This window comes from Nocardia anaemiae NBRC 100462 (genome assembly GCF_001612725.1).
Taxonomy (GTDB): Bacteria; Actinomycetota; Actinomycetes; order Mycobacteriales; family Mycobacteriaceae; genus Nocardia; species Nocardia anaemiae.
Genome location: NZ_BDAZ01000068.1, coordinates 40,489 through 60,282, shown reverse-complemented (window position 1 = coordinate 60,282; position 19,794 = coordinate 40,489). Strand labels below are relative to the sequence as shown.

Sequence of the window (19,794 nt, the reverse complement as noted above, 5' to 3'; positions counted from 1 at the left end):
CATGGCCAACGCTATGGACTTCGACGATATGCTCCGCAAGATCAAGGATCGGCAGTGGGCGCTGGCCGATATCGACTGGGACGCCCCGGGCGCGGAAACGATTTCGCCCGAACTGCACGCCAAACTCAAACCGTTCATGGCCGATCTGATGTGGATCGAGAATGTCGGCGCGCGCGGCTTCGCCGCCATGGCGAAGAAGGCGCCGACCGAAACCCTGCGCGAGATCTACCGCTACTTCCATGCCGAGGAGCAGAAGCACGCCAATGCCGAACTCGCGCTGATGCGGCGCTGGGGCATGCTCGACGGCGACGAGATTCCGCAGCCGAATGTCAATGTCAAGCTGGTCATCGACTTCCTGGACCAATACTCCGACGATATGTCGCTGTCATTCCTCGGCACGGTGATTCCGATGCTGGAGGTGGCGCTGGACGGTGCGCTGATCAAGTTCATCATGGACGAGATCGAGGATCCGATCTGCCAGGAGGCCTTCAAGAAGATCAATGCCGACGAATCCCGGCATCTGGCAGTCGATTTCGCGGTGATGGATCTGCTCGGCCACGCGCAGATGCGCAAGCTGCTCATCGATCTGGTCGGCGGGTGGGCCAAGCCTACGTTCATCATCGGCGTGCTGAGCTATGTGCCGCTGCTGAACAAGATGCGCGACAACATCGTCGAAATGGGCGTCGACGAGGAGAAGCTGTACGCCGCGCTGAAGCGCTACGCGAATGTCGGCGAGCGCAGTGAATTCGCGCGCAGACTGCCGATGTATCAGATCGTGAAGATGCACGGCGGCTGGGTGATCAACCGCGGCCACCCCTACCACCTGCTGGCCGACGCACTGGTCAAGATCACCGCACGGGTGCCGAAGCGGCTGCTGCGCCCGCAGCCGACCTGGTCCAAAGAACTCACCTACGAGCCCGCGGCATGACGAAGGAAGCCATGCATACCCTGGATGTCGCCATTATCGGCGGCGGATTCGCCGGTATCGGCGCCGCGATTCGCCTGAAGCAAAAGGGAATCGGCGATTTCGCGATCTTCGAACGCGGCACCGCGATCGGTGGGACCTGGCGCGACAATACCTATCCCGGTGCGGCGTGCGATATCCCGTCGCGGCTGTACTCCTACAGTTTCGCGCCGAACCCGAATTGGTCGCACACCTACTCGGGCAGTAGCGAAATCCTCGGCTATATCGAGTCGATGGCCGCGAAGTTCGGACTGCACAAGCACTTCCGCTTCGGCCACAACGTCACGCGGATCGCGTTCGATGAGGACGCCGGGATCTGGAACATCAGTATCGAAGGCCGCGCGGAGGCCGTCCGCGCCAGAACGGTGGTGTTGGCCTCCGGACCGCTGGCCAATGCGAGTCTGCCGAATATCCCCGGTATCGAGGACTACCGGGGACACAAGATCCACAGTGCCCGTTGGGATCACGACTACGACTTCACCGGTAAGAAGGTCGCGGTCGTCGGCACCGGAGCCAGCGCGGTGCAGATCATTCCGGAGCTGGTGGATAAGGCGGCCTCGGTCAAGGTGTTCCAGCGGACGCCGGGATGGGTACTGCCCCGGGTCAATCGGCGCACCACGCCACTGACCAAGCAGCTCTACCGCCTGGTACCCGCGGCCGAATCGCTCTCGCGCCTGGCCTGGTTCTACGGACACGAATCCGTCGCGCTCGGCGTGGTCTGGAATACCCCGCTGACCAGGGTGGTCGAATTGGTCGGGCGGGCTCAGCTGCGCAGGCAGGTCAAGGATCCGTGGCTGCGCCGCCAGCTCACCCCAGATTTCCGGGCCGGATGCAAGCGCCTGCTGATGACCGACGATTACTATCCGGCGCTGCAGCGCGAGAATTGCAAACTGATCACCTGGCCGATCGCCCGCATCGCCGAACACGGCATTCGCACCGCGGAAGGTATTGAGCACCAAGCCGATTGCATCGTCTTCGCCACCGGATTCGATGTCTCCAAGACCGGCACGCCCATCCCGGTCGTCGGCCGTGACGGGCGGGTACTCGCCGAGGAGTGGCGCCACGGCGCCTATGCCTACAAGAGCATCGCGGTATCCGGGTACCCGAATCTGTTCTTCACCTTCGGACCGAATTCGGGACCGGGACACAATTCGGCGCTGGTGTACATGGAGGCCCAGATCGATTATCTGGTGAGCGCGATCGGCACCATCCTGGACCGGAACCTGCGCATGCTCGACGTGCGCATGGACCGCCAGGAACGCTACAACGCGGCGATCCAGCGGCGGCTCGGCGCCACCACCTGGAATTCCGGTTGCCGCAGTTGGTATCTCACCGAGGACGGGTTCAATGCGACCATGTATCCGGGTTTCGCCACCCAGTACGTGGGCCAGCTGCGGTCGGTGAACCTCGATGACTATCACGTCGTACCCGCCGCGCGCACGACGAAGTCGCGGATCACGGCGGTTTCCTAGGTGACGGTCACCGGCGGCCGGGACGTTAGACTCGCCTCGACCTATTCCGGCCGCCGATGCAGCAGGCCCTAGTCGCTATGGGAGGTGATATCGGTGCCGGAGTACCGGATCGATGATCTCGCCCGCACCGCGGGCACCACGAGCCGGAATGTGCGCGCTTACCAGGAACGCGGACTACTACCGCCCCCGGTCGGCAAGGACGGGCGCGCCAGCATCTACGACGATTCGCATCTGGAGCGACTGCGCCTCATCGACGCGCTGCTGCAGCGCGGCTTCACCACCGCCCATATCGCCGATTTCATCACCAGCTGGGAGACCGGCAAGGACCTCACCGAGGTGCTCGGCCTGCAGCACGCGGTGACGGCCAGCTGGGCCAAGGACGAAACCTTCGAGGTGCCCCGCGAACTGATCGGGACCATCCTCGGCACCGATACCGATGAACTCGTCGACCGGCTCGCGGAGATGAAGCTGGTGCGGCTCGAGGGCGATACCGTCGCCTTCACCGATACCGCACTGCTCACCTCATTCGCCGAATTGCACGAATACGGCCTGGAACTGCGCACCCTCATCGAGATCTACGCCAAGGTCGCCGACCGCATCGATGACATCACCCACATCATGATCACGGCCGCCAAACAGCACATCGTCGACGAACACGGGCCCGGCTGGCTGCCCGAAACCAGCAGCGAAATCGCCGACACCACAACGATGCTCAACAAAATGCGCGAACTGGCCGTCGCCTCGGTGCACGCCACCCTTGCCCGGTCGCTCGATGTCACGCTGCGGCGCGAGTTGGGCGATTACCTCGCCACCGCCGCGGAGCGCGAACGCGGACGTACCGGTTCATTGCCCGACGCGCCTTGACCGCCAGCGAAATTCGCTGGGGTGCGCGTTGGTTTCGGGGGTTCACGCCGCCGATTGTCCGAGCTCGGGCCGACCGAGCGTTTCGGCTCGGCAGGCTCGGTGCTCCGGGCACAGATAGGCAAATCCGGGCCGGATGAAGGCCGGGTCGAGTCGCTGTGCGAACGTCAAGTTTTCGCGACGCCAGCAGTCGCCGCATACCACTGTGTTCATGTGGCACCTCATTCCGCTCACGGGACGTGTCACCAAGAATTCCCAATTCCAGCGAAATCAACGCCATGTGCGCCCATGGCAACACAACCGTTACCTCGGCCCCGCGCCGTAGGAACTTGCGATCGCGCACGGCAGTGTCGAAACTGGATCGGTCGAAGTCTCGCGAGTGCAGGAGCCGATATGGCCGTCACAGCTGTTCGTCGTATTTCGTCCGGGGTAGCGGCTTTGGCCGCAGTGGTCGCGTGGGGAGGCGGATCGCTGCTGGCATCCGGTGCCGCCGTGGGCGCACCGGGGGATGTCACCACCACGGTGACGCTATCCGGGTCGGCGGCCACCGGATGCACGGCGCAGGTGAAGGCGACGGTGGCCGGGAGTTCGGCGCTCGGACTCGGGAATTACATTCCGCCGGTAGAGTTCTGGGATGACACCACATTCCTCGGCAGTGTCACACCAACGGTGAACAAGGCGACGCCGTCCAACGGTGTCTCGTTGACCGCCCAGGTCGATTGGAAGCCAACCACCACTGGCAATCACACGCTGCGGGCGAAGTATGTGGGCGGCAATTACACGCCGGAGTCGGAAGGCTCGGTCGGGGTGCGCGTCGGTACGGGCGTCGATCTCGGATCGGCGTGCCTGCCGACCGGCTGAAATCGGCGTCGCGCTTACGTCAGCGTGATCGCCTGCACGATCAGCACCAAGTACAGCGTCAGGATGAACAGGACCGCCGGGAGCACCGGATAGTCCGGCTTGCTGCCGCGCACGAACTTCACCGCGCCCCAGATGGGAAGCAGTAAGAGCACCAACGGAATCCAGGCGATCACGGCCCGCGCCGATGGGTACGTCCACGGTTGGACGAGGGCGATGTCGGTGGCGGCGGCGATGGCGGCGCACAGCAGTCCGAACGCGGTGCTGCCCATCGCACCGAGGGCGTTGGAGTAGAAGTGCTCGTCGGTGCGTGGTGTGCGAGAAGTCTTGCGGGCGAATTCGAATTGCAGGAACGCGCCCGCGAAGATCAGGGCGGCGACCGCGGTCTTCCAGGTGGCGCGAGCCTCGCCGGTATCGGCGGCGGACAGCACGATATAGGCGGTGACCAGGAGTTGAACCGGATATGTGACGGCCAGGTTCGCCAGGATATCGGTTCGGATGGTCGCCGATAGTCGCTCGAGACCCCATAGCGCCAGGCCGTAGCCGAGGACCGCGGCGATCATGAGCGCGGAGACCACCGAAAGCGTCAGGCTGGCGGCGATCGCACCGATGGCGATGACGGCCATGGCGGCACGCAGTTCGGCGGCGGAGATCGCACCGGTGACCAAGGGGCGGTCCGGGTTGTGCACCCGGTCGTAGTCGAGGTCCTTCTGTTCGTCGACCATGCGCAGATACAGCAGGACGAAAGCGACGACGACAATGCGCAAAACCGTGGACCCGGTCGGATGCCAGGACGAATCCGGTTGTGACACAAGCGCTGCGGTGCCCTCCAGGGCCAGCACCCACAGCACGCCATACAGGACGTAGTGCGGTTTGTACATGACCGCGGTGAAGCGCCCGATGCGGACGACGGAATCGAGGACACCCGAGGACGACGTGCCAGCGACCTCGCTCATGCCCGCGCCCTGCTCGGCTCCGGCGTGCGCGGTGACCGGATTCGCTCACTCATGCCTCGGTCCACCGATCCCACATGGTCACCTCCGCGGCAGGCGTGCGCCGAAGGCCCGGCCCCCGAGTGCCGGGCAGCAGCCGCGCGACCGGCAGCATGGCGACCTGAGTGACCTGCTCGAACGGAATCCCGAGCAGGTCGGCGATATCGCGCTCATAGGCCAGGTGCGCGGTGGTCATCGTGGAGCCGAGCCCACGTTCGTGCAGCGCGAGCATGAAGTTCCAGACCGCCGGATAGATCGAGCCGTAGAAGCTGGCGAGCAGCAGCGGGGACGCGTTCGCGGGCGGGCGACCGAGCGAGCACACGATGACCAGCGCGGGCACCTCGTGCAGATGCGCCGCGAGGTGCTGACCGGAGGCCAGGTCACCGAGTTGATCCGGCCGAGGTGTGCGCGCGGAAAGGTACGCGGCGAAACCCTTTCGGTAGTACTCGGCGATCTGCTGTTTGGTCGCCGGATCCTCGACGATCAGGAAGCGCCACGGCTGACGGTTGGTGCCGCTGGGCGCGTGCACCGCGATATCCAGACAGTCCAGCAGATCCTGTCGCGCGACCGGACGGGTCAGGTCGAGGCGGCGCCGGAAGGCGCGGGTGGTGGTCAGCAGGTCGATGCCCGAGAACTCCTCGCCCATCAGACTCCTTCGGTATCGGCCTCGGAAACCAGAGCGTCCTCGGCGAATTCGAGGTCGATCTGGGCGGCGACAGCATCGGCCTGGTGGATCTCGCAGTGGATGACGGTATTGCCCGCTCCTTCGTCGGTGATCTCCGCAGTGCATTCGGCGGGTAGGTCCAGCTCGACGAATCGGTCGAAAGTACTTGCCACACATTCGAGTTGGGGCAGATCGCGCACGACCATCGACAGTGCGGTCTGACGGCAGGCCTCGATGAGCAGACTGCCGGGCACATGGTCGAGCTGGTGATCGAACAGAAAGGGATGGCCGAGATCGGGTACGAGCCGGGCCCGTGCGATCGCGCCGTCGCGCACCGGCGGGCCGATCACCACATTGCGCCAGTTCTCCCGGCCCACCGCGGCGGGTGCGGCGCGTTCGGTGAGTGCCGAGGCGCCGCGAAAAGGGCCGAGCCCCAGGCTGTCCCGAAATCCGCTGCGCAGCGCCGACCACTGCCGTGCGGTCACCCAGGAGAAGGAGCCGTCCACCGTCAGCATCGGCTCGCCGTCGGATTCGATCTCGAGCACCATATCCAGGCCCTGCAGCACGCCAGCGCGCTGGTGCCGCTGCGGAACGCGCACGTGCATCACCAGATCGGCGGGCGCGGTGCGCACCTCCCATGCGGCGGTGTCGGATCCGGTGCCGTTGAAAGTGCGCACCACGAAGGCCATTTCGTTCGGCACTCCGTAGAACTTGTGCGTCAATGCGATGGCGGCCTGCCGGGCCGCCTCCATCACGACAAGTGGATCGTGGCGCACCGCGAGTGATCCGGCGTGATCGCCGTAATACGCGTGCATCCTGGGTAGTTGAGCTCCGGCGACGAAGGTGTGCTCGCCCAAGGCGTCCAATGAGGTGACGAACACCTCGGAAACCGCGCATCGGTGTGCGAGTTCCCGGGAGATGGTGCGGGTATGGCTTGCCGTCTGTACGGCGGCCGCTTCAGTGGTCACGTTCGACCCTCCAACCATTGTTCGGCGGACACCGGCCGCAACGTCTGCGACGCGGTGCCGTTCCGCATGGGAAGTACATAGGACCCGAGTACGATCGCCGACCACGGATCGAGCTCTCGGCCCTCGGCCCAGGCCAGATACAGCAACTGCGCGCAGTCCGCATCCGAGGCCGGATCGAAGCCGGGTGGGGCCGTCCTACCGCCCCGTGCCGAATCGTGTAGCACCCGGTCGAGCGCGTCCGCCCGATCGAAGCTGCGCGCGGGTGTGCGCGCATAGAGTTCTGCGGCGATCGCGACCGCGTCCGCCGTGCGGTCCGCACCGGTGCAGGCCTGTGCGATCACCGCCGCCCGCCGCCATTCGTCCAGGTAGATGGCGAGTTCCCGCAGTACGTCGGCGGGATCGTCGGGCGAATGCACCAGGTTCAACAGGTAATTGTGGCGGCCGAGCAGATACCGCAGCTCACCGGGGCGGCGCTTGCGTGGATCGGTCGCGCCCTTCGCCTCGGTGAGCCGCACCGGTACGGGCAGTTCACCGTCGGGTCCGTGCACAACGAGCACGAGCACATCCGAGATGCCGACCAGCAGATCGGCCAGGCGGCGGCGTTCGGTTGAGGCGATATTCCATGCGAAGTACCACAGTGCGCGGGCCAGATGCCGGTCCACCGGGATACGGAACGCGCCGACGACCCGAAAGCAGTTGTCGGCCAACCAGTTCAGTGTCGGTTCGACCGAACGCGCGACGATCGCGTCCGGCTTGAGCAGCAGTAGCGAATGCTCCCTGGCGAATTTCGCCGCATCGACGCCGAGACGGTCGAGTTGGTCCACCGATTCCTGGACATAGGTGTCGGCGACGTAGGCATCGACCTTCTGCGGTGATGGCGTCAGCGCGCTCAGCAGTTCCCGCAGCGACTCCGGCGTTATCGCACTCATGGGGCGGCTCCGTCGAAGTCGTTGCTGGCCAGGATGTCCGCTATCGAGGGCAGCGGCATGCCCAGATAGCCCGATTCCAGGCAGTAGTCCAGCAGTACCCGCAGGTACTCCTTGCCGCTCGGCGGTGACGGCTTGCCGAGCAGCACATCGGCGTGGGCGGTGTCGAATACCAGCCGCCGCCGGAAATAGCTGGTGTAGAGCGAACCGATGCGGCGGTAGTACTCGCGCTCGATCGGCTCGAGATCGTCCTCGGCGAAGGTCGCCTCCGGCACGAAGGTGGCGACCTCGAAGGACGGATATTCGGCGAGCACATCGGAGACCTCGCGCAGCGAAAGGGTGTCGCGGCCGAGCGCGTGCAACGTGCGATTCCGCGCGGAATCGAAATCCAGTACGGCCGCGGCGATTACATCGGCGACATGGTCGACCGGCGCGAGCGAGAGCGTCGCGTCGTAGCGGCCGGGCAGTGCCCGCAACTTGCCCTCGACCATGAGTTTCACCACGGTGTAGAGGTTCTTGTACTCCCGGATCGTGCCGGTGTCGCTGGCTCCGGTCACGATGCCGGGGCGCACGACCGCCCACGACAGGCCCCGCTCCCCGGCCGCCCGCACCAGCTTTTCGGCGCGAAACTTGCTGTCCTCGTAGCCATTTCCGAAGGTTTGATCGGCATCGAGTTCGTCCTCGGCGATGGTGCCGCCGCGCATACCGCACACATATGCGGTGCTGACATGCACCAGCGGCACCTCCCACTCGAGTGCTTGCGCGATGGCATTCGCGGTGCCGACCACATTGAATTCCTCGTAGTCGGCCGCCGACGCATCGAATGCCGTGGTGGCCGCGCAGTGCACGATGACACCGACCCGCTCGGCCAGATCCTCGGTATCGCGCGCCGAGAGACCCAATCCGGGCAGCCGCACGTCTCCCGCGACGGCGGTACCCGCCTCGATCAGCGTGCCGTCATTGCGCACAATGGTCGAATTACTGTGCAGCACAGCGGCAACCGGCCGACTCGCGGCCGCGAGCCTGGCCACGACCTCGGCGCCGACCAGTCCGGCCGCACCGGTCACCAGCACGGTATCGCCGGAGTTCACCGCGGCACCTCGCCGGTCGCCAGACTGCCGGACACCAGGGCGATCACCGCGTCCACCCGGCGCACACCCACCAGCTCCTCCGGGCGGTAGCGCGGCAGGTCGAACGCGCGCTCCAGGACCACGGTGAGTTCCATCAGACGCAGTGAATCGAAGCCGAGATCCTCGACGAGACGGTGCTCGTCGGACAATTCGGCGGGCGGTTCCGGCGCCATGGCCAGGACGATCCGGCGCACCTTGTCGGCAGTCGTAGTGCCAGCCACCGCCGTCATGACGACTCTCCTTCCCGCAGATGCGGTTGTTGGCCACCGGAAGTCAGCAGGTCGCGGGCCTCGTCCAGGGGCAGGTCGGTATTCAGATACCCGGCGATGCGCAGCCAGTCGTAACCGATCGCCAGCGTGCGCCGCCACTGCTCACGCGAATCGAAGGAGGCCGGGAATCCCGTTGTCGTCTCCGCCCCCGCCGCGACCCATCGGACCAGTGTGACGAAATCGTCCAGCACCGCGAGACCCGCGAGAGTATCTCCGCCCGTTCCGATTATCTCCGAGAAGCGGACCCGCCGCGCGGATTCCAGCTGCGTCAGCAGATCGTCACGACGTGGGGCATGGTTGGGCAACAGCCGACGCAAGGTTTGTGTGGGCGCGACATCGGCGGGCAGCGGGTGAATCCCGAAGGCGGACAACAGGACACGGATCGACATGGCGATGAGCCGGTGAGCGGCGATATCGGCGACCGCACCCTGGGAGTTCTTGACCGCACCCGCAAGGTCTTCCCTGGCGTTCTCCAGGACGACATTCGACCATACCAGATTCAGCGCGCATTCGGTGAATCTGATTGCGGGCAGCGGTGACAGCGTCGCGATCGCATCGTCGCGGGTGGCACCGGTCAGGCCGAGGGCGGGCGCGGCCGCGAAGGGCACCGGGGTGTACGGCTTGACCGGCTTGCACATGGCCAGCGCGGGTTCGATGAGTTCGCCTCCGCGCCATTGCAATCCGACCAGACCGAGGCCGAGGAATTCGAGCAGATCCGCGGCGATGTCATGGTCGGCGCGGCCGAGGACATCGCGCAGCGAATGCCGGAACACCACCGAACGCCAGGCACGGGCCGCGCTGTCGGAGAGTGCGAAGACATCGCGGTCGTCGCGGATGACGTGGATGCGTCCGCCGATAGTCCAGGTGGTGACCGCTGACCGGCGGGCGAACAGGATCTGGTGCGGATCATCGGCGATCTCCGGGACGCCGAGCGCCGCCGCCAGCTGCCAAACCTGGTCCCACGCGAGTGCGGTCGACTCGGTGAGGTCGTGGTAGCGATCGATGAGCGCGTCGGTTCCGATGCGGTCGAGTTGGTGCGGCAGCCACTTGGTTTCCAGGTAGCTTTCGCCCTTGCGGGCCGCCCAGCCCTTCATTGCCTGGAGCAGACCGTCGCGTGCCCAATCGGCGGACTCGACCTCGGCGTGCAGGGCCCGCAGCGCGACCGCGTATCGCAGCGCCTGCGTCGCGCGCCGGGTCCACCAGTCGGCCACCAACGCGGTGAACCGCGAATGCGGCAGCAGCGCACGCAATTCCGCGACCTTCGGCGCCCCCGGCCTGACCACGGTCGCGCGCAGAAATCGCTGACACCGATTGAGCAGATCCTCGTCGATCTGGTCCGAACCACTCGCCGCCAGCTCCAACTGATTGCGCAGCTGTGCCTCGGACCTGGTTCGCACCTCGACGCGCCGACCATCGATGAACAGCACCGTCGGCAGTGTCGGCAACTCCTCGTCACCGGGTACGACAACCAGGAAATCGATATCGGATCCGGCATTGCCGAAGCCCTCCGCCAGCGAGCCCTCGAACAACACGGTCGAATCGCGCGGCACGGCAACGCTTTCCAATGCGCGATCGAGCAACTGACGTACTCGTTCGGCAGGCAGGGCAGGCTCGGGCACATCGTCGGCGGCCGGGCGGTCGGTCCGCGCTTCCGATCCGATGGCGCCATCGACCTCGTGCACCACCGCGCCCGCCAACGCACCGTCCGCGAACAACCGCCACATATGCCGACGCCGGGGTTTACCGCTCGAGGTGCGGCGGATGATGCCGCGCGGGCCGGTCACAATGGTCACCGTCTGCGCGGGCCCGAGTTCGCCGCGAATGATCTTGCGCGCCTCGGCAATCCACTCGCCCGGCGCCGATTCGGCGAACAGCGCGACGCCCTGGGCACCGGCTTCGGTGATCGCGACGGCGGCGAGCTTACCCTTGGTGATGCCGGTTTCCTGGGCCACCCGGGATTCGATGTCCTCCATGAACACCGACCGGCCACGGACCTTGAGGCTCGAACCCATCCGGCCGAGTACGAAAACCTCACCGTTGTGCAGGAATCCGGCATCGCCGGTGAACAGCACTCGCTCGACGATCCGCGTCGACGAACCGGTGCTGGGTTCGCCGGAGTAACCCAGCGCGACCGAATCTCCGACCACGATCATCTCACCGAGGGTGTCGTCCGGCAGCTCCCGGCCGTCTTCGTCGACCACCCGCACGGTCGATTCGGGCGTCGAGTAGCCGAGTCCGGTGATCCACCCGGACCCATCGACCCGGTGGGTATCGTCGAGCGATTCCTCGGCCAGAATCGTAATCGGTTGGCCGAAGCGCAGATTCGGATTGTCCAGGCGCAGCGCGGTGATGGGCCGGTTGCGCGCCGAAGAGGTCACCATCAGCGTTGCCTCGGCCAGACCGTAGGCGAGGGTGTATGCCTCGGTCGAAAAGCCTTGTCTGCCAGCGAGTCCCGCGAAGGACTGGAGATCGGCCACCTCGACGGGTTCGGAACCGACGGCCAGCGTGCGCCAGCCCGACAGATCCAGATCCGCGATCTCCTCCGGCGCGACACGATGGGCCACATAGCCGAGCGCGAAGGACGGCGAAGGCGTGTGCTGTGCGTGCGACATGGCCCGCAGCCAGCGCACCGGATCGCGGACGAACTGATCCGGGCGCATCAGATACAAGTCGCCCTGATTGGTCACGGTGGTGAGGAATGCGCCGACCAGGCCCATATCGTGATAGAGCGGCAGCCAGGAGACCATGGTCTCGCCGTGCCGCCAGTCGATCAGCGACGAGATCATCGCGATGTTGTTGGCCAGGTTGTGCCAGCTGACCCGCACGCCGCGCGGCGTTCCGGTGGATCCGGAGGTGAATTGCAGCAGCGCGCATTCGTCGGGCTCGCCGAATTCGCGTTCCACCGGCGCGGGACCCAGATTCGCGGCGTCGATCACCAGCGGCTCATCGGCGCGTCCCGCCGCCACGGCGGCTTGGCGCACAAACTGCTCGAACTCGGTCGAGGTCACCACCAATCGCGGCCGCGCCTGCTCCAGGATGGCCGCGATATGAGCGATGATCTGGTCGAGGTCGCCGAACATCGGCGGCGCCACCGGGGTGAAGACTCCACCACAGGCCCATACCGCGTAAAACGCTGCGGCACAGGGAAATCCGGTCGGCATGATCACACAGGCGCCGTCGCCGCTGCCCATTCCGTTTTCGCGCATGCGTGCCGCGATCGACCAGGCCAGCTCGGCGAGTTCGTGGTAGCTGCGGTATTCCCAGCCGTCGGCCTCGTCGGCGAGGTGGATCCCGGCGTCGCGCGCCGGGTCGGCCAGCCAATTACGCACTGCGCCAACGTCTTTATCCGGCTTCATCGCGCAGATCTCCTCCCGACAGCACAGTCACGGTACCGTTCGTGCCGTCGACCCGTATTCCCATACCAGAACGTATCTTTTTGGTCAGGTCCTTGACTTGGACCACCGTCGGCACTCCCAACTCCCGCGCCACGATCGCGACATGGGTGAGGGGACTGCCGCGCTCGATCACCAGCGCCGATGCCGAGGGCAGCGCGGCCACCCAACCGGGATCGGTGCGGTATGCCACCAGAATGCCGCCCGCCACGTCGCGTGGCTCGTCGACGACCACCGCGGTGCCCTCGACGATCCCGGATGCCGACGGCGTGCCGGGTAGCACGGTGCCGACGGTCGCGGCCGGGGTGTCGGTGACCGGTACCCAGCCCTGACGTGCGAGTTCCGCGCGCCCGAAGGTCGGCCCCGAGGTGACGAAACGGGCGGGGGCGACCAACTCGGCGTCCCTGGCGCGCTGGGCTTTCCGTGCGGCGACCAGGTCACGCAGGCCGTCGGTATCGGCGCCCTCGTAGCAGCCGCGCAGCTCTTGGACGGTCAGGGCGAAGACATCGTCGAATTCGTCGATGACGTCGCGCGCGACCAGATCTCGGCCCATGACCCGGATCATTCGCTTGACCATGCCGAAGGCCCTGGTGCGGCAGAACCGCAGCCGCTCCCGATGCGCGGCGCACCGATTCACCTTGCCGCGCAGGCGTTCATAGATTCGCCGCCGGAAGCCGCGCAGATTAGCGTCGAGGTATTCGTCGGCCTCCGCACCGCGGCTGTGCTGTGCCGCCTCGCCGACCCGGCCGATCGCGCTGCGCAGCATGATGAACAGGCTCGCGGGATCCTCGCGCAGGTCCGGGGTTTCCAGCTTGAGCTCGTCGAGACTGCGATAGCCGTAGCGATCGATGTACTCCTCGATCCGGCCGAGGAATTCGGTGCGGTCACCGATGGCGTGGTAAATCTGTTCCGGCGCGGTCGAATTGATCAACGACGCCAGCTCGGGATCACGGCGAACGAACTGAGCGAGCTCGGTCATGGCGCGTGCCGGTTCGGCGGATTCGACATCAGCGCCGGGGCCGACGACGGCATACAGGAACCACTCCGGCGCCTTCGGCAACAGCAGTTTGGTCAGCAGATACATCAGACCGGTGCAGGTCAACAGGATCGCGTCCAGGACCATCAGCGGACCCCAGCGCTCGACCAGATCCCGGTCGACCTTGCGATAGGCCGCGTAGGCCTGTTCGCCGGTGAGCGTCGAGTAGTCGAGTGCGTCGTATTCGTCGTAGACGCGGTAGAAGTCGGTCATGAAGCGCTCGACCATCTCGTCGATGCCGAACAGCCGTCGGACATAGGTCACCGTGGTGATCCCACGCGACCGCAGCCGGGCCAGCGGCGTGCGGAAGGTGAACGGGCGCAAGGTTTTCGCGATCTCGTCGGGCAGTGGTTCATCGACGCCGAGCGCGGCCTCCAATACCTTCCGGTTCAACGGGTACCCGGGTGCGATGCCCACCATCCGGTACCAGTGCAGCAGGTTGTAGTAGACCCGGCCGTGAAAGTAGCCGAGTAGCACCGGAGTCCAGCGATCGGTCTGACGCAGTTGCGGGTCGGGCACCCGCAGCGATTTCGCGTAACCGTGGTACACGCGGCCGTAGATATCGGCGGCGGTCGTATAGGTCAGCGGGGAGGTGATACCGCTGAAACTCTCGATGATGTTGGAGTTGTCCCAGATTCGCTCCTCACCGTCGGTGAGCACCTCACCGGCGCCGCGCAGTACCGCGCCGCGGGCCGCGCCGTCGGTGACCGCCGTGGTGATCGGTCGCGACTGCAGGAACCAGAGACCGTCGGCATCGATGGCCCACTCGATGTCCTGTGGCGCACCGAAATCGGACTCCAGCTTGCGTCCCCACTCCACCAATTCGGCCAGTTCGGCATCGGTGAGCACGGCGCTCTCGCGGCGCTGCGGCTCGACCTCCAGCACCGCGCAGCCCTGTTCGCCCGCGGGCGCATAGCTGCGATCCTTGTCTCCCACAGTCGTTTCCAGCACGGTGCCGGAGGATTTGTCGACCACGACCGAATCGGCGTCCACCGCACCCGACACCAGTCCCTCGCCGAGTCCGTACACCGCACTGACGACCAATTCGTCTGCGGCACCACTGATCGGGTTCGCGGTGAACATCACCCCGCTGGCACGTGCGTCGATAAGACGTTGCAGGACAACAGCTATGGTGTCGGCGCGCCGCTGACCGTGTGCGAAGGCGTAGCGGATGGACCGCTCCGAGAAGGCCGAGGCCCAGCAGTCGCGCACCCGCGCCGCGACCGCGTCGATGCCGTTCACATTGAGGAACGAATCGAACTGGCCCGCATAGGACTGGCCGGGACCGTCCTCGACGACCGCCGACGAACGAACCGCGATCGCACCCGTGCCGAGACGGCCGTACGCGTCGGCGATCAGCTCGAGGATCGACTGCGGCAGTGGCGCATCGACGATCGCGGCGCGTAGTTCCGCACCGGCGGCCAGCGCCGAATCCAGGTTGTCCGACGATGTGACATTCAACACGATAGTCGCCAAATCGGCGTCCGTGGTGGTCTCGATAAGGAACCGGTTGAAGACGTCGGTGCCGAGCACCGCCCAGTCCGGGACACGGAAGCCACCATTGTGCAAGGTGTACAAACCACGCGCTTTACCCCCGCCTAGCGCGGCAAATGCCGCCGAATCGGTCCACGGTCCGAGTACCTGCAAAGCTTCTCTCCCATCGCCCCCTGTTCACCGCACCGGAGCAGGCGCTCCAGCACCACAAGGCAGCGCAAACCGAGGGGGTTGTCTGGATATATCCGAGATTCGCTGTCGACGTTAGCCCGCAAACCTTGGGTACTGCTTGGCAAAGACTTGGTTCGAACGCCTCGAGGCACCAGTAAGCTCGCGATGACGATCGTGGGTTGTAAGGAGTGATTCGGCGTGGGTTGGACCTTCACCCCGGACGAGTTCGCCCATATCTGGCGCGAAACCGAAGTGGATCGTCACCCCTATCCGCTGCGCATTCTCGAGACGCCGCGAACCGAGACCGAAGCCGACAAATTGCGCGCCCAGCTGGACGAGCGACTACCGCCGCGCAGCGATCCGGACCTATCGGCGTGCCTGCGGATCATGGCCGCACCGCACACCAGGATCGTGGCGATCGGCGGCGGGCACAGCCCCGGCACCGAAATCCGGCTACTGGCCTGTGCGATCTACGACCGCGCCGTGCTCGCCGTCCAGGAACCCGGCTCCGGACCGGATTTCGGTGGGCGCGTGCGACTTTCGATCGGACTCAGTACCAAGCTCGGCGCTCGGATCGCGGCGTTGCTGCCCGCGGTCCCGGCCGGACACGAACCGGCGCGAGCGGCATCCGCCGATGCGATCCGCGACAACGAGACGGTGGTCGTCGCGCAGCGAGCGGTGCCGTCGATCCGGCGGCTGCTGCTCAAGCCGCACACCGCCGAGGGGCACATCCGCATCGAGGGGCGGCTGGACCAGCCCTCGCCGCAGCCGCCGATCCACTACACCTGGATCGATGTCAAGGGCGACGGGCGCTATCTGATCAAGGCAGGCGACACCGTGCACATCGTGCCCGCCTCGGCCGAACAACTCGCGGCCCAGCTGCAGAAACGTATTCCCGCGCAGGCCCGATAAGCCGTAACCGACCGGAACTATTTCATCCGGAGGCATGGCCAACGGTTAGTCTGAGGCGGACCGACCGATCCCCGGGGGTGTGGTGCATGACGATCGAGAGCAGCCGAGCCGATATTGCCCGCTTCAAACAGCAGGCGCAGGCGGGCACCGTCAAGTTCGACCCGGACGCGGCGCGACGTTGCGCCGAAATGTATGACAATCAAGCCGACCGGCTCATCTATCTACGCCAACGCCTCGAATCGGCGGGCGAGCTGGACGGCTTCGGCGGATTCGTCTCCGCACAGCAATTACAAGCCGGATTCGCGCACAAAGCCCGCGACGCCGCCACCCTGCTCGACCACTACATCGAAGCCGCCTACCGCATGAAGGAGGCCTTCCTGATCAGCGGCGGACTATTCGAGGAGGCCGACGCCGCGAACGCCGCGGCACTGCGGGCAATCGAAACGCGGGTACCACGATGAGCGGCGGTGATTCCGCGCACGGTAGCTGTCGGATGCCCGACGGGCTCGCGCAAATCAGGTCACAGTGCGCCGTGCGGATGGCGGGAGCGAGCGTCAGTGAGGCGCTGCGATGAGTGGTAATGATCCCGATTACATCAGCTCGATGGAGCATTTCGAGTCGATGAAGCATGAGGAGATCTACGCCAAGACCCAGCAGATCGACGCGGCGCAGATCCTCAACGCATCGGTCACGTGGCTGGAAGTCGCAGGGACGCTGGCCAGTTCGTTTCCGCTGACCCGGGCTGGCTCGGATCGGGTGATGAATTCGATGGCCTGGGAGGGCGCCGCCGCCGAAGCCGCATACGCGAGTGCCCGCAGCTACGCAGACTCCGTCGATGAACTCGCCGCGATCATGGGACAGGTCGGCACCCGCCTCGGCGCGGTGGCCGCGGCCGCCGAAGCCGTGAAGATCGCCGTTGTCCCACCCGGCAATTCGGGCCCGATCGGCACCATCGCCCGACTGCTCGAAGCCGCCCACGTGATCAATGCGCAAATGGCGGAAGAGGCGCTGCGCCAAGAAGCCATCCTGGCCATGAACATGATCTACAAACCCGCCTACCAAATGGCAGGCACCGCCGTCCCCGCCCTCCCCACACCCCCCGCTTTACCCGGCACGCCACCATCGGCACCCAGTCGGTCCGGCGCGCAGGCCCCCCAAACCTCGCCGTCCACACCGGAATCCCAAGTACCAGGGCCGACACCCACACCTTCTACCTCGGAGTCCGAAGCACCACAACCAACTCCGGCACCGACCACATCGGAACCGACGCCCGCTCCCTCTACGCCGGAATCCTCAGCACCACAACAAACTCCGGACCCGACAACACCAACACCCACCACTCCGCCCCCGGGAACTCCGAACGCCCAGCCACCACAACCACCTCCGGCACCCAGCACGCCCGAGCCAGCACCCGCTCCGCCCACGCCGGAATCCCCAGCGCCACAACAAACTCCGGACCCGACGACACCGGCACCCACCACTCCAGCCCCCGGAACCCCGGACTCTCAGGCACCCCAGCCCGCGCCCGCACCCAACACCCCAGAACCGGCACCACTCCCGGCCACGCCGGAATCCCCAGCGCCACAACAAACTCCGGACCCGACGACACCGGCACCCATAACGCCAGCCCCTGGAGCCCCGGAGTCCCAGCTACCGCAACCCGCCCCAACACCGGGTACGCCGGATTCCCAGGCACCACAGCCCGCCCCGGCTCCATCCCCTCAGCCTGCGCCCGCCCCTGCACCATCTATTCCGGAATCTCCAGCGCCGCAACCAAGCCCAGCGCCACCGACGCCGGAATCCCAGGCGCCACAGCCCACTCCGCCCCCACAGCCGCAGCCCGCCCCGCCTCCACAACCCGCGCCGACACCAGAACCATCAACCCAACAAGCACCCCCGCCCTCAACGCAGGAGCACCAGTCCCCGGCTCCAGCACCCCCATCCCAACAGGCACCCCCACCCGCGCCCCCGGTCCCCGTACCGTCGCAACCATCCCCTGCTCTCCCCGACCCCGGCGGCCAACCCGGCATCACCGGCCCCATCCCCGACCAAACCGGCCCCTCCCAACCGCCGCCGACCTCCAACCAACCCGGCGTCATCCCAACCCCTTGACGGTGAGACATTGACCGAGGCAGTCGTCATGGCATTGCGCGAAAAGCTCGCGCGAAACCGCTCGCGCCCGTTGGGTACCGCTGCGCGCCGAACTCGCGACCATTCGGCGACGATGCGCAGCCCTGCCGGTGATCGATCAGCGCAGCCCGGACGAGATCATCGGCTGCGACGAGCACGGCGTGCCGACCTGATGGTCATCGACAACTGCGGGCGGCTGCTTCCTACGCGTTATCGAAGGTAAGCGGCACCCCACTGCAACGGCGTCCCCCGCACCATCGCTGCCGCCCAGTGGCGAATCGTCGGAGAGCCCTCGGAATCCCTAAACCTTGACCAGGTCGTCGGCGTGGATCACCGGGCGTTGCATGGTGTCCGGGAGTTCGGTGGTCGAGCGCCCGAGCATGCCGGAGAGTTCGGTGCTGTCGTATTCCACTACACCGCGGGCGACTATGCGGTTGTCGGGGGCGATGAGGTCGACTACGTCGCCGCCGTGGAAGCGGCCGCGGACGCCGGTGATGCCCGCGGCGAGCAGGGAGCGGCGGCGCTGGGCCACGGCTTGGACGGCGCCTTCATCGATGAGGATGGCGCCGCGACTGTCGGCGGCGTGGCGGACCCAGAACTTGCGGGCAGAGAGCCGGACCGGGCGGGCGGCGAAGGCGGTGCCGACGGTGCCCGCGCTGAGCGCGACATCGGCTTCGGTGGCGGCGGCCAGCAGGACGGGCACGCCCGCATCCGCGGCCAACCGAGCCGCGGACAGTTTGGAGGCCATGCCGCCGGTGCCGAGTGCGCCGCCGCTGCCCGCGATGACGCCGTCGAGATCGGCGCTGCTGCGGACCTCGGGGATGAAGTTGGCGGCGCCCTTGCGCGGGTCGCCGTCGTAGAGGCCCTCGACATCGGAGAGCAGCACCAGCGCGTCGGCGCCGACCAGATGCGCGACCAGTGCGGCGAGGCGGTCGTTATCGCCGAAGCGAATCTCTTCGGTTGCGACGGTATCGTTTTCGTTCACCACGGCAACCGCACCGAGCGAGCGCAACCGGTCCAGGGTGCGCTGGGCATTGCGATGATGTTCGCGACGCGAGAAGTCGTCGGCGCTCAACAGCACCTGCCCGACCGTGCGCCCGAACCGTGCGAACGAGGTGCCCCAGGCATGCGCCAACGCCAACTGACCGACACTGGCGGCAGCCTGCTTGGTTGCCAGATCCCTTGGGCGACTTGTCAATCCGAGCGGCGCGATACCGGCGCCGATCGCACCCGATGACACAACGACCACATCGGACCCGGCCCGCATCCGGGCCTCCACCGCATCGGCGAGCCGATCCAATCGCGTCGTATCCAGCCCACCCTTAAGGCTGGTCAGCGCCGAAGACCCGATCTTCACCACCACACTGCGCGCCGAAGCGATCGCCGTCCTGGCCTCACTAAGCCCGGACTGCGACATCACCTCGGCCATCCCCGAACTCACCTGCATCGCAACCGAACTCCCTGTACCGCAACACAACCCACCGATTCGATCGGCTCAGGCGAACCGAACCGCCGCGCTCGCCGACACGCCGTGCCAGCCCCCGGCGCACACCAC

General features: G+C 66.2%; 16 protein-coding genes and 1 pseudogene. 7 read left to right on the top strand and 10 right to left on the bottom strand.

Annotated elements, in window-relative coordinates; all coding sequences use genetic code 11:
- Nucleotide 1 precedes the first annotated feature (1 nt).
- The 4 genes from NA5_RS40860 to NA5_RS32065 all read left to right on the top strand — a co-directional run bounded on the left by NA5_RS40860 (nucleotide 2) and on the right by NA5_RS32065 (nucleotide 4,158).
- Nucleotides 2–928 (top strand): hypothetical protein, encoded by a 927-nt coding sequence (locus NA5_RS40860; RefSeq protein ID WP_062992764.1) that lies wholly within the window; start codon nucleotides 2–4, stop codon nucleotides 926–928.
- Nucleotides 925–2,436, top strand: coding sequence for a flavin-containing monooxygenase (locus tag NA5_RS32075; RefSeq protein WP_062992763.1), 1,512 nt, complete (start codon nucleotides 925–927; stop codon nucleotides 2,434–2,436). The genes NA5_RS40860 and NA5_RS32075 overlap by 4 nt, the downstream gene beginning before the upstream one ends.
- Nucleotides 2,437–2,529: 93 nt before the next feature.
- Entirely contained in the window at nucleotides 2,530–3,300 is a 771-nt protein-coding gene (locus NA5_RS32070; protein ID WP_062992791.1) for a MerR family transcriptional regulator, read from the top strand.
- Nucleotides 3,301–3,690: 390 nt separating this feature from the next.
- Entirely contained in the window at nucleotides 3,691–4,158 is a 468-nt protein-coding gene (locus tag NA5_RS32065) for a hypothetical protein (RefSeq protein ID WP_157110751.1), read from the top strand.
- A gap of 14 nt (nucleotides 4,159–4,172) precedes the next feature.
- On the opposite strand, the gene NA5_RS32060 is transcribed toward NA5_RS32065, so the two are convergent.
- From NA5_RS32060 to NA5_RS32025, 8 genes are read right to left on the bottom strand one after another with little or no spacing between them, the layout of a single operon-like run.
- The gene (locus tag NA5_RS32060; protein WP_062992761.1) at nucleotides 4,173–5,111 is read right to left on the bottom strand and encodes a hypothetical protein; all 939 of its coding nucleotides are present in this window, start codon (nucleotides 5,109–5,111) and stop codon (nucleotides 4,173–4,175) included.
- A gap of 49 nt (nucleotides 5,112–5,160) precedes the next feature.
- Complete coding sequence (locus NA5_RS32055) at nucleotides 5,161–5,793, bottom strand: nitroreductase family protein (RefSeq protein WP_062992760.1); 633 nt, start codon at nucleotides 5,791–5,793, stop codon at nucleotides 5,161–5,163.
- Nucleotides 5,793–6,779, bottom strand: coding sequence for a ScbA/BarX family gamma-butyrolactone biosynthesis protein (locus tag NA5_RS32050; RefSeq protein WP_062992759.1), 987 nt, complete (start codon nucleotides 6,777–6,779; stop codon nucleotides 5,793–5,795). The genes NA5_RS32055 and NA5_RS32050 overlap by 1 nt, the downstream gene beginning before the upstream one ends.
- On the bottom strand, nucleotides 6,776–7,708 hold the full coding sequence (locus tag NA5_RS32045; protein WP_062992758.1) for a nucleoside-diphosphate kinase: 933 nt from the start codon (nucleotides 7,706–7,708) through the stop codon (nucleotides 6,776–6,778). Before NA5_RS32045 ends, NA5_RS32050 begins: the two co-directional genes overlap by 4 nt.
- Nucleotides 7,705–8,796, bottom strand: coding sequence for an SDR family oxidoreductase (locus NA5_RS32040; RefSeq protein WP_062992757.1), 1,092 nt, complete (start codon nucleotides 8,794–8,796; stop codon nucleotides 7,705–7,707). Before NA5_RS32040 ends, NA5_RS32045 begins: the two co-directional genes overlap by 4 nt.
- Complete coding sequence (locus tag NA5_RS32035; protein ID WP_062992756.1) at nucleotides 8,793–9,065, bottom strand: acyl carrier protein; 273 nt, start codon at nucleotides 9,063–9,065, stop codon at nucleotides 8,793–8,795. The genes NA5_RS32040 and NA5_RS32035 overlap by 4 nt, the downstream gene beginning before the upstream one ends.
- Nucleotides 9,062–12,460, bottom strand: a complete 3,399-nt coding sequence (locus NA5_RS32030; protein WP_062992755.1) for an AMP-binding protein — start codon at nucleotides 12,458–12,460, stop codon at nucleotides 9,062–9,064. Before NA5_RS32030 ends, NA5_RS32035 begins: the two co-directional genes overlap by 4 nt.
- Nucleotides 12,447–15,179 carry a phosphoenolpyruvate synthase gene (locus NA5_RS32025; RefSeq protein WP_062992754.1) on the bottom strand — a complete coding sequence of 911 codons (2,733 nt, stop codon included), beginning with the start codon at nucleotides 15,177–15,179 and terminating at the stop codon, nucleotides 12,447–12,449. Before NA5_RS32025 ends, NA5_RS32030 begins: the two co-directional genes overlap by 14 nt.
- A gap of 216 nt (nucleotides 15,180–15,395) precedes the next feature.
- Between NA5_RS32025 and NA5_RS32020 the strand changes: the two genes are divergently transcribed.
- Together NA5_RS32020 and NA5_RS32015 are read left to right on the top strand one after the other, a co-directional pair.
- Nucleotides 15,396–16,109 (top strand): ESX secretion-associated protein EspG, encoded by a 714-nt coding sequence (locus NA5_RS32020; protein WP_062992753.1) that lies wholly within the window; start codon nucleotides 15,396–15,398, stop codon nucleotides 16,107–16,109.
- Between the two features lie 86 nt (nucleotides 16,110–16,195).
- Nucleotides 16,196–16,570, top strand: a complete 375-nt coding sequence (locus NA5_RS32015) for a hypothetical protein (protein ID WP_062992752.1) — start codon at nucleotides 16,196–16,198, stop codon at nucleotides 16,568–16,570.
- An 818-nt stretch (nucleotides 16,571–17,388) separates the two neighbouring features.
- Here NA5_RS32015 and NA5_RS40855 read toward each other — a convergent pair.
- A complete protein-coding gene (locus NA5_RS40855) occupies nucleotides 17,389–17,583 on the bottom strand; it encodes a hypothetical protein (RefSeq protein WP_157110750.1) in 195 nt (64 codons plus the stop codon).
- A gap of 666 nt (nucleotides 17,584–18,249) precedes the next feature.
- Here NA5_RS40855 and NA5_RS41480 point away from each other — a divergent pair.
- Nucleotides 18,250–18,412 (top strand): annotated as a pseudogene (locus NA5_RS41480) (type II toxin-antitoxin system VapB family antitoxin).
- Nucleotides 18,413–18,540: 128 nt separating this feature from the next.
- Here NA5_RS41480 and proB read toward each other — a convergent pair.
- On the bottom strand, nucleotides 18,541–19,656 hold the full coding sequence (proB, locus tag NA5_RS32000) for a glutamate 5-kinase (protein WP_174555297.1): 1,116 nt from the start codon (nucleotides 19,654–19,656) through the stop codon (nucleotides 18,541–18,543).
- Nucleotides 19,657–19,794: the final 138 nt, after the last annotated feature.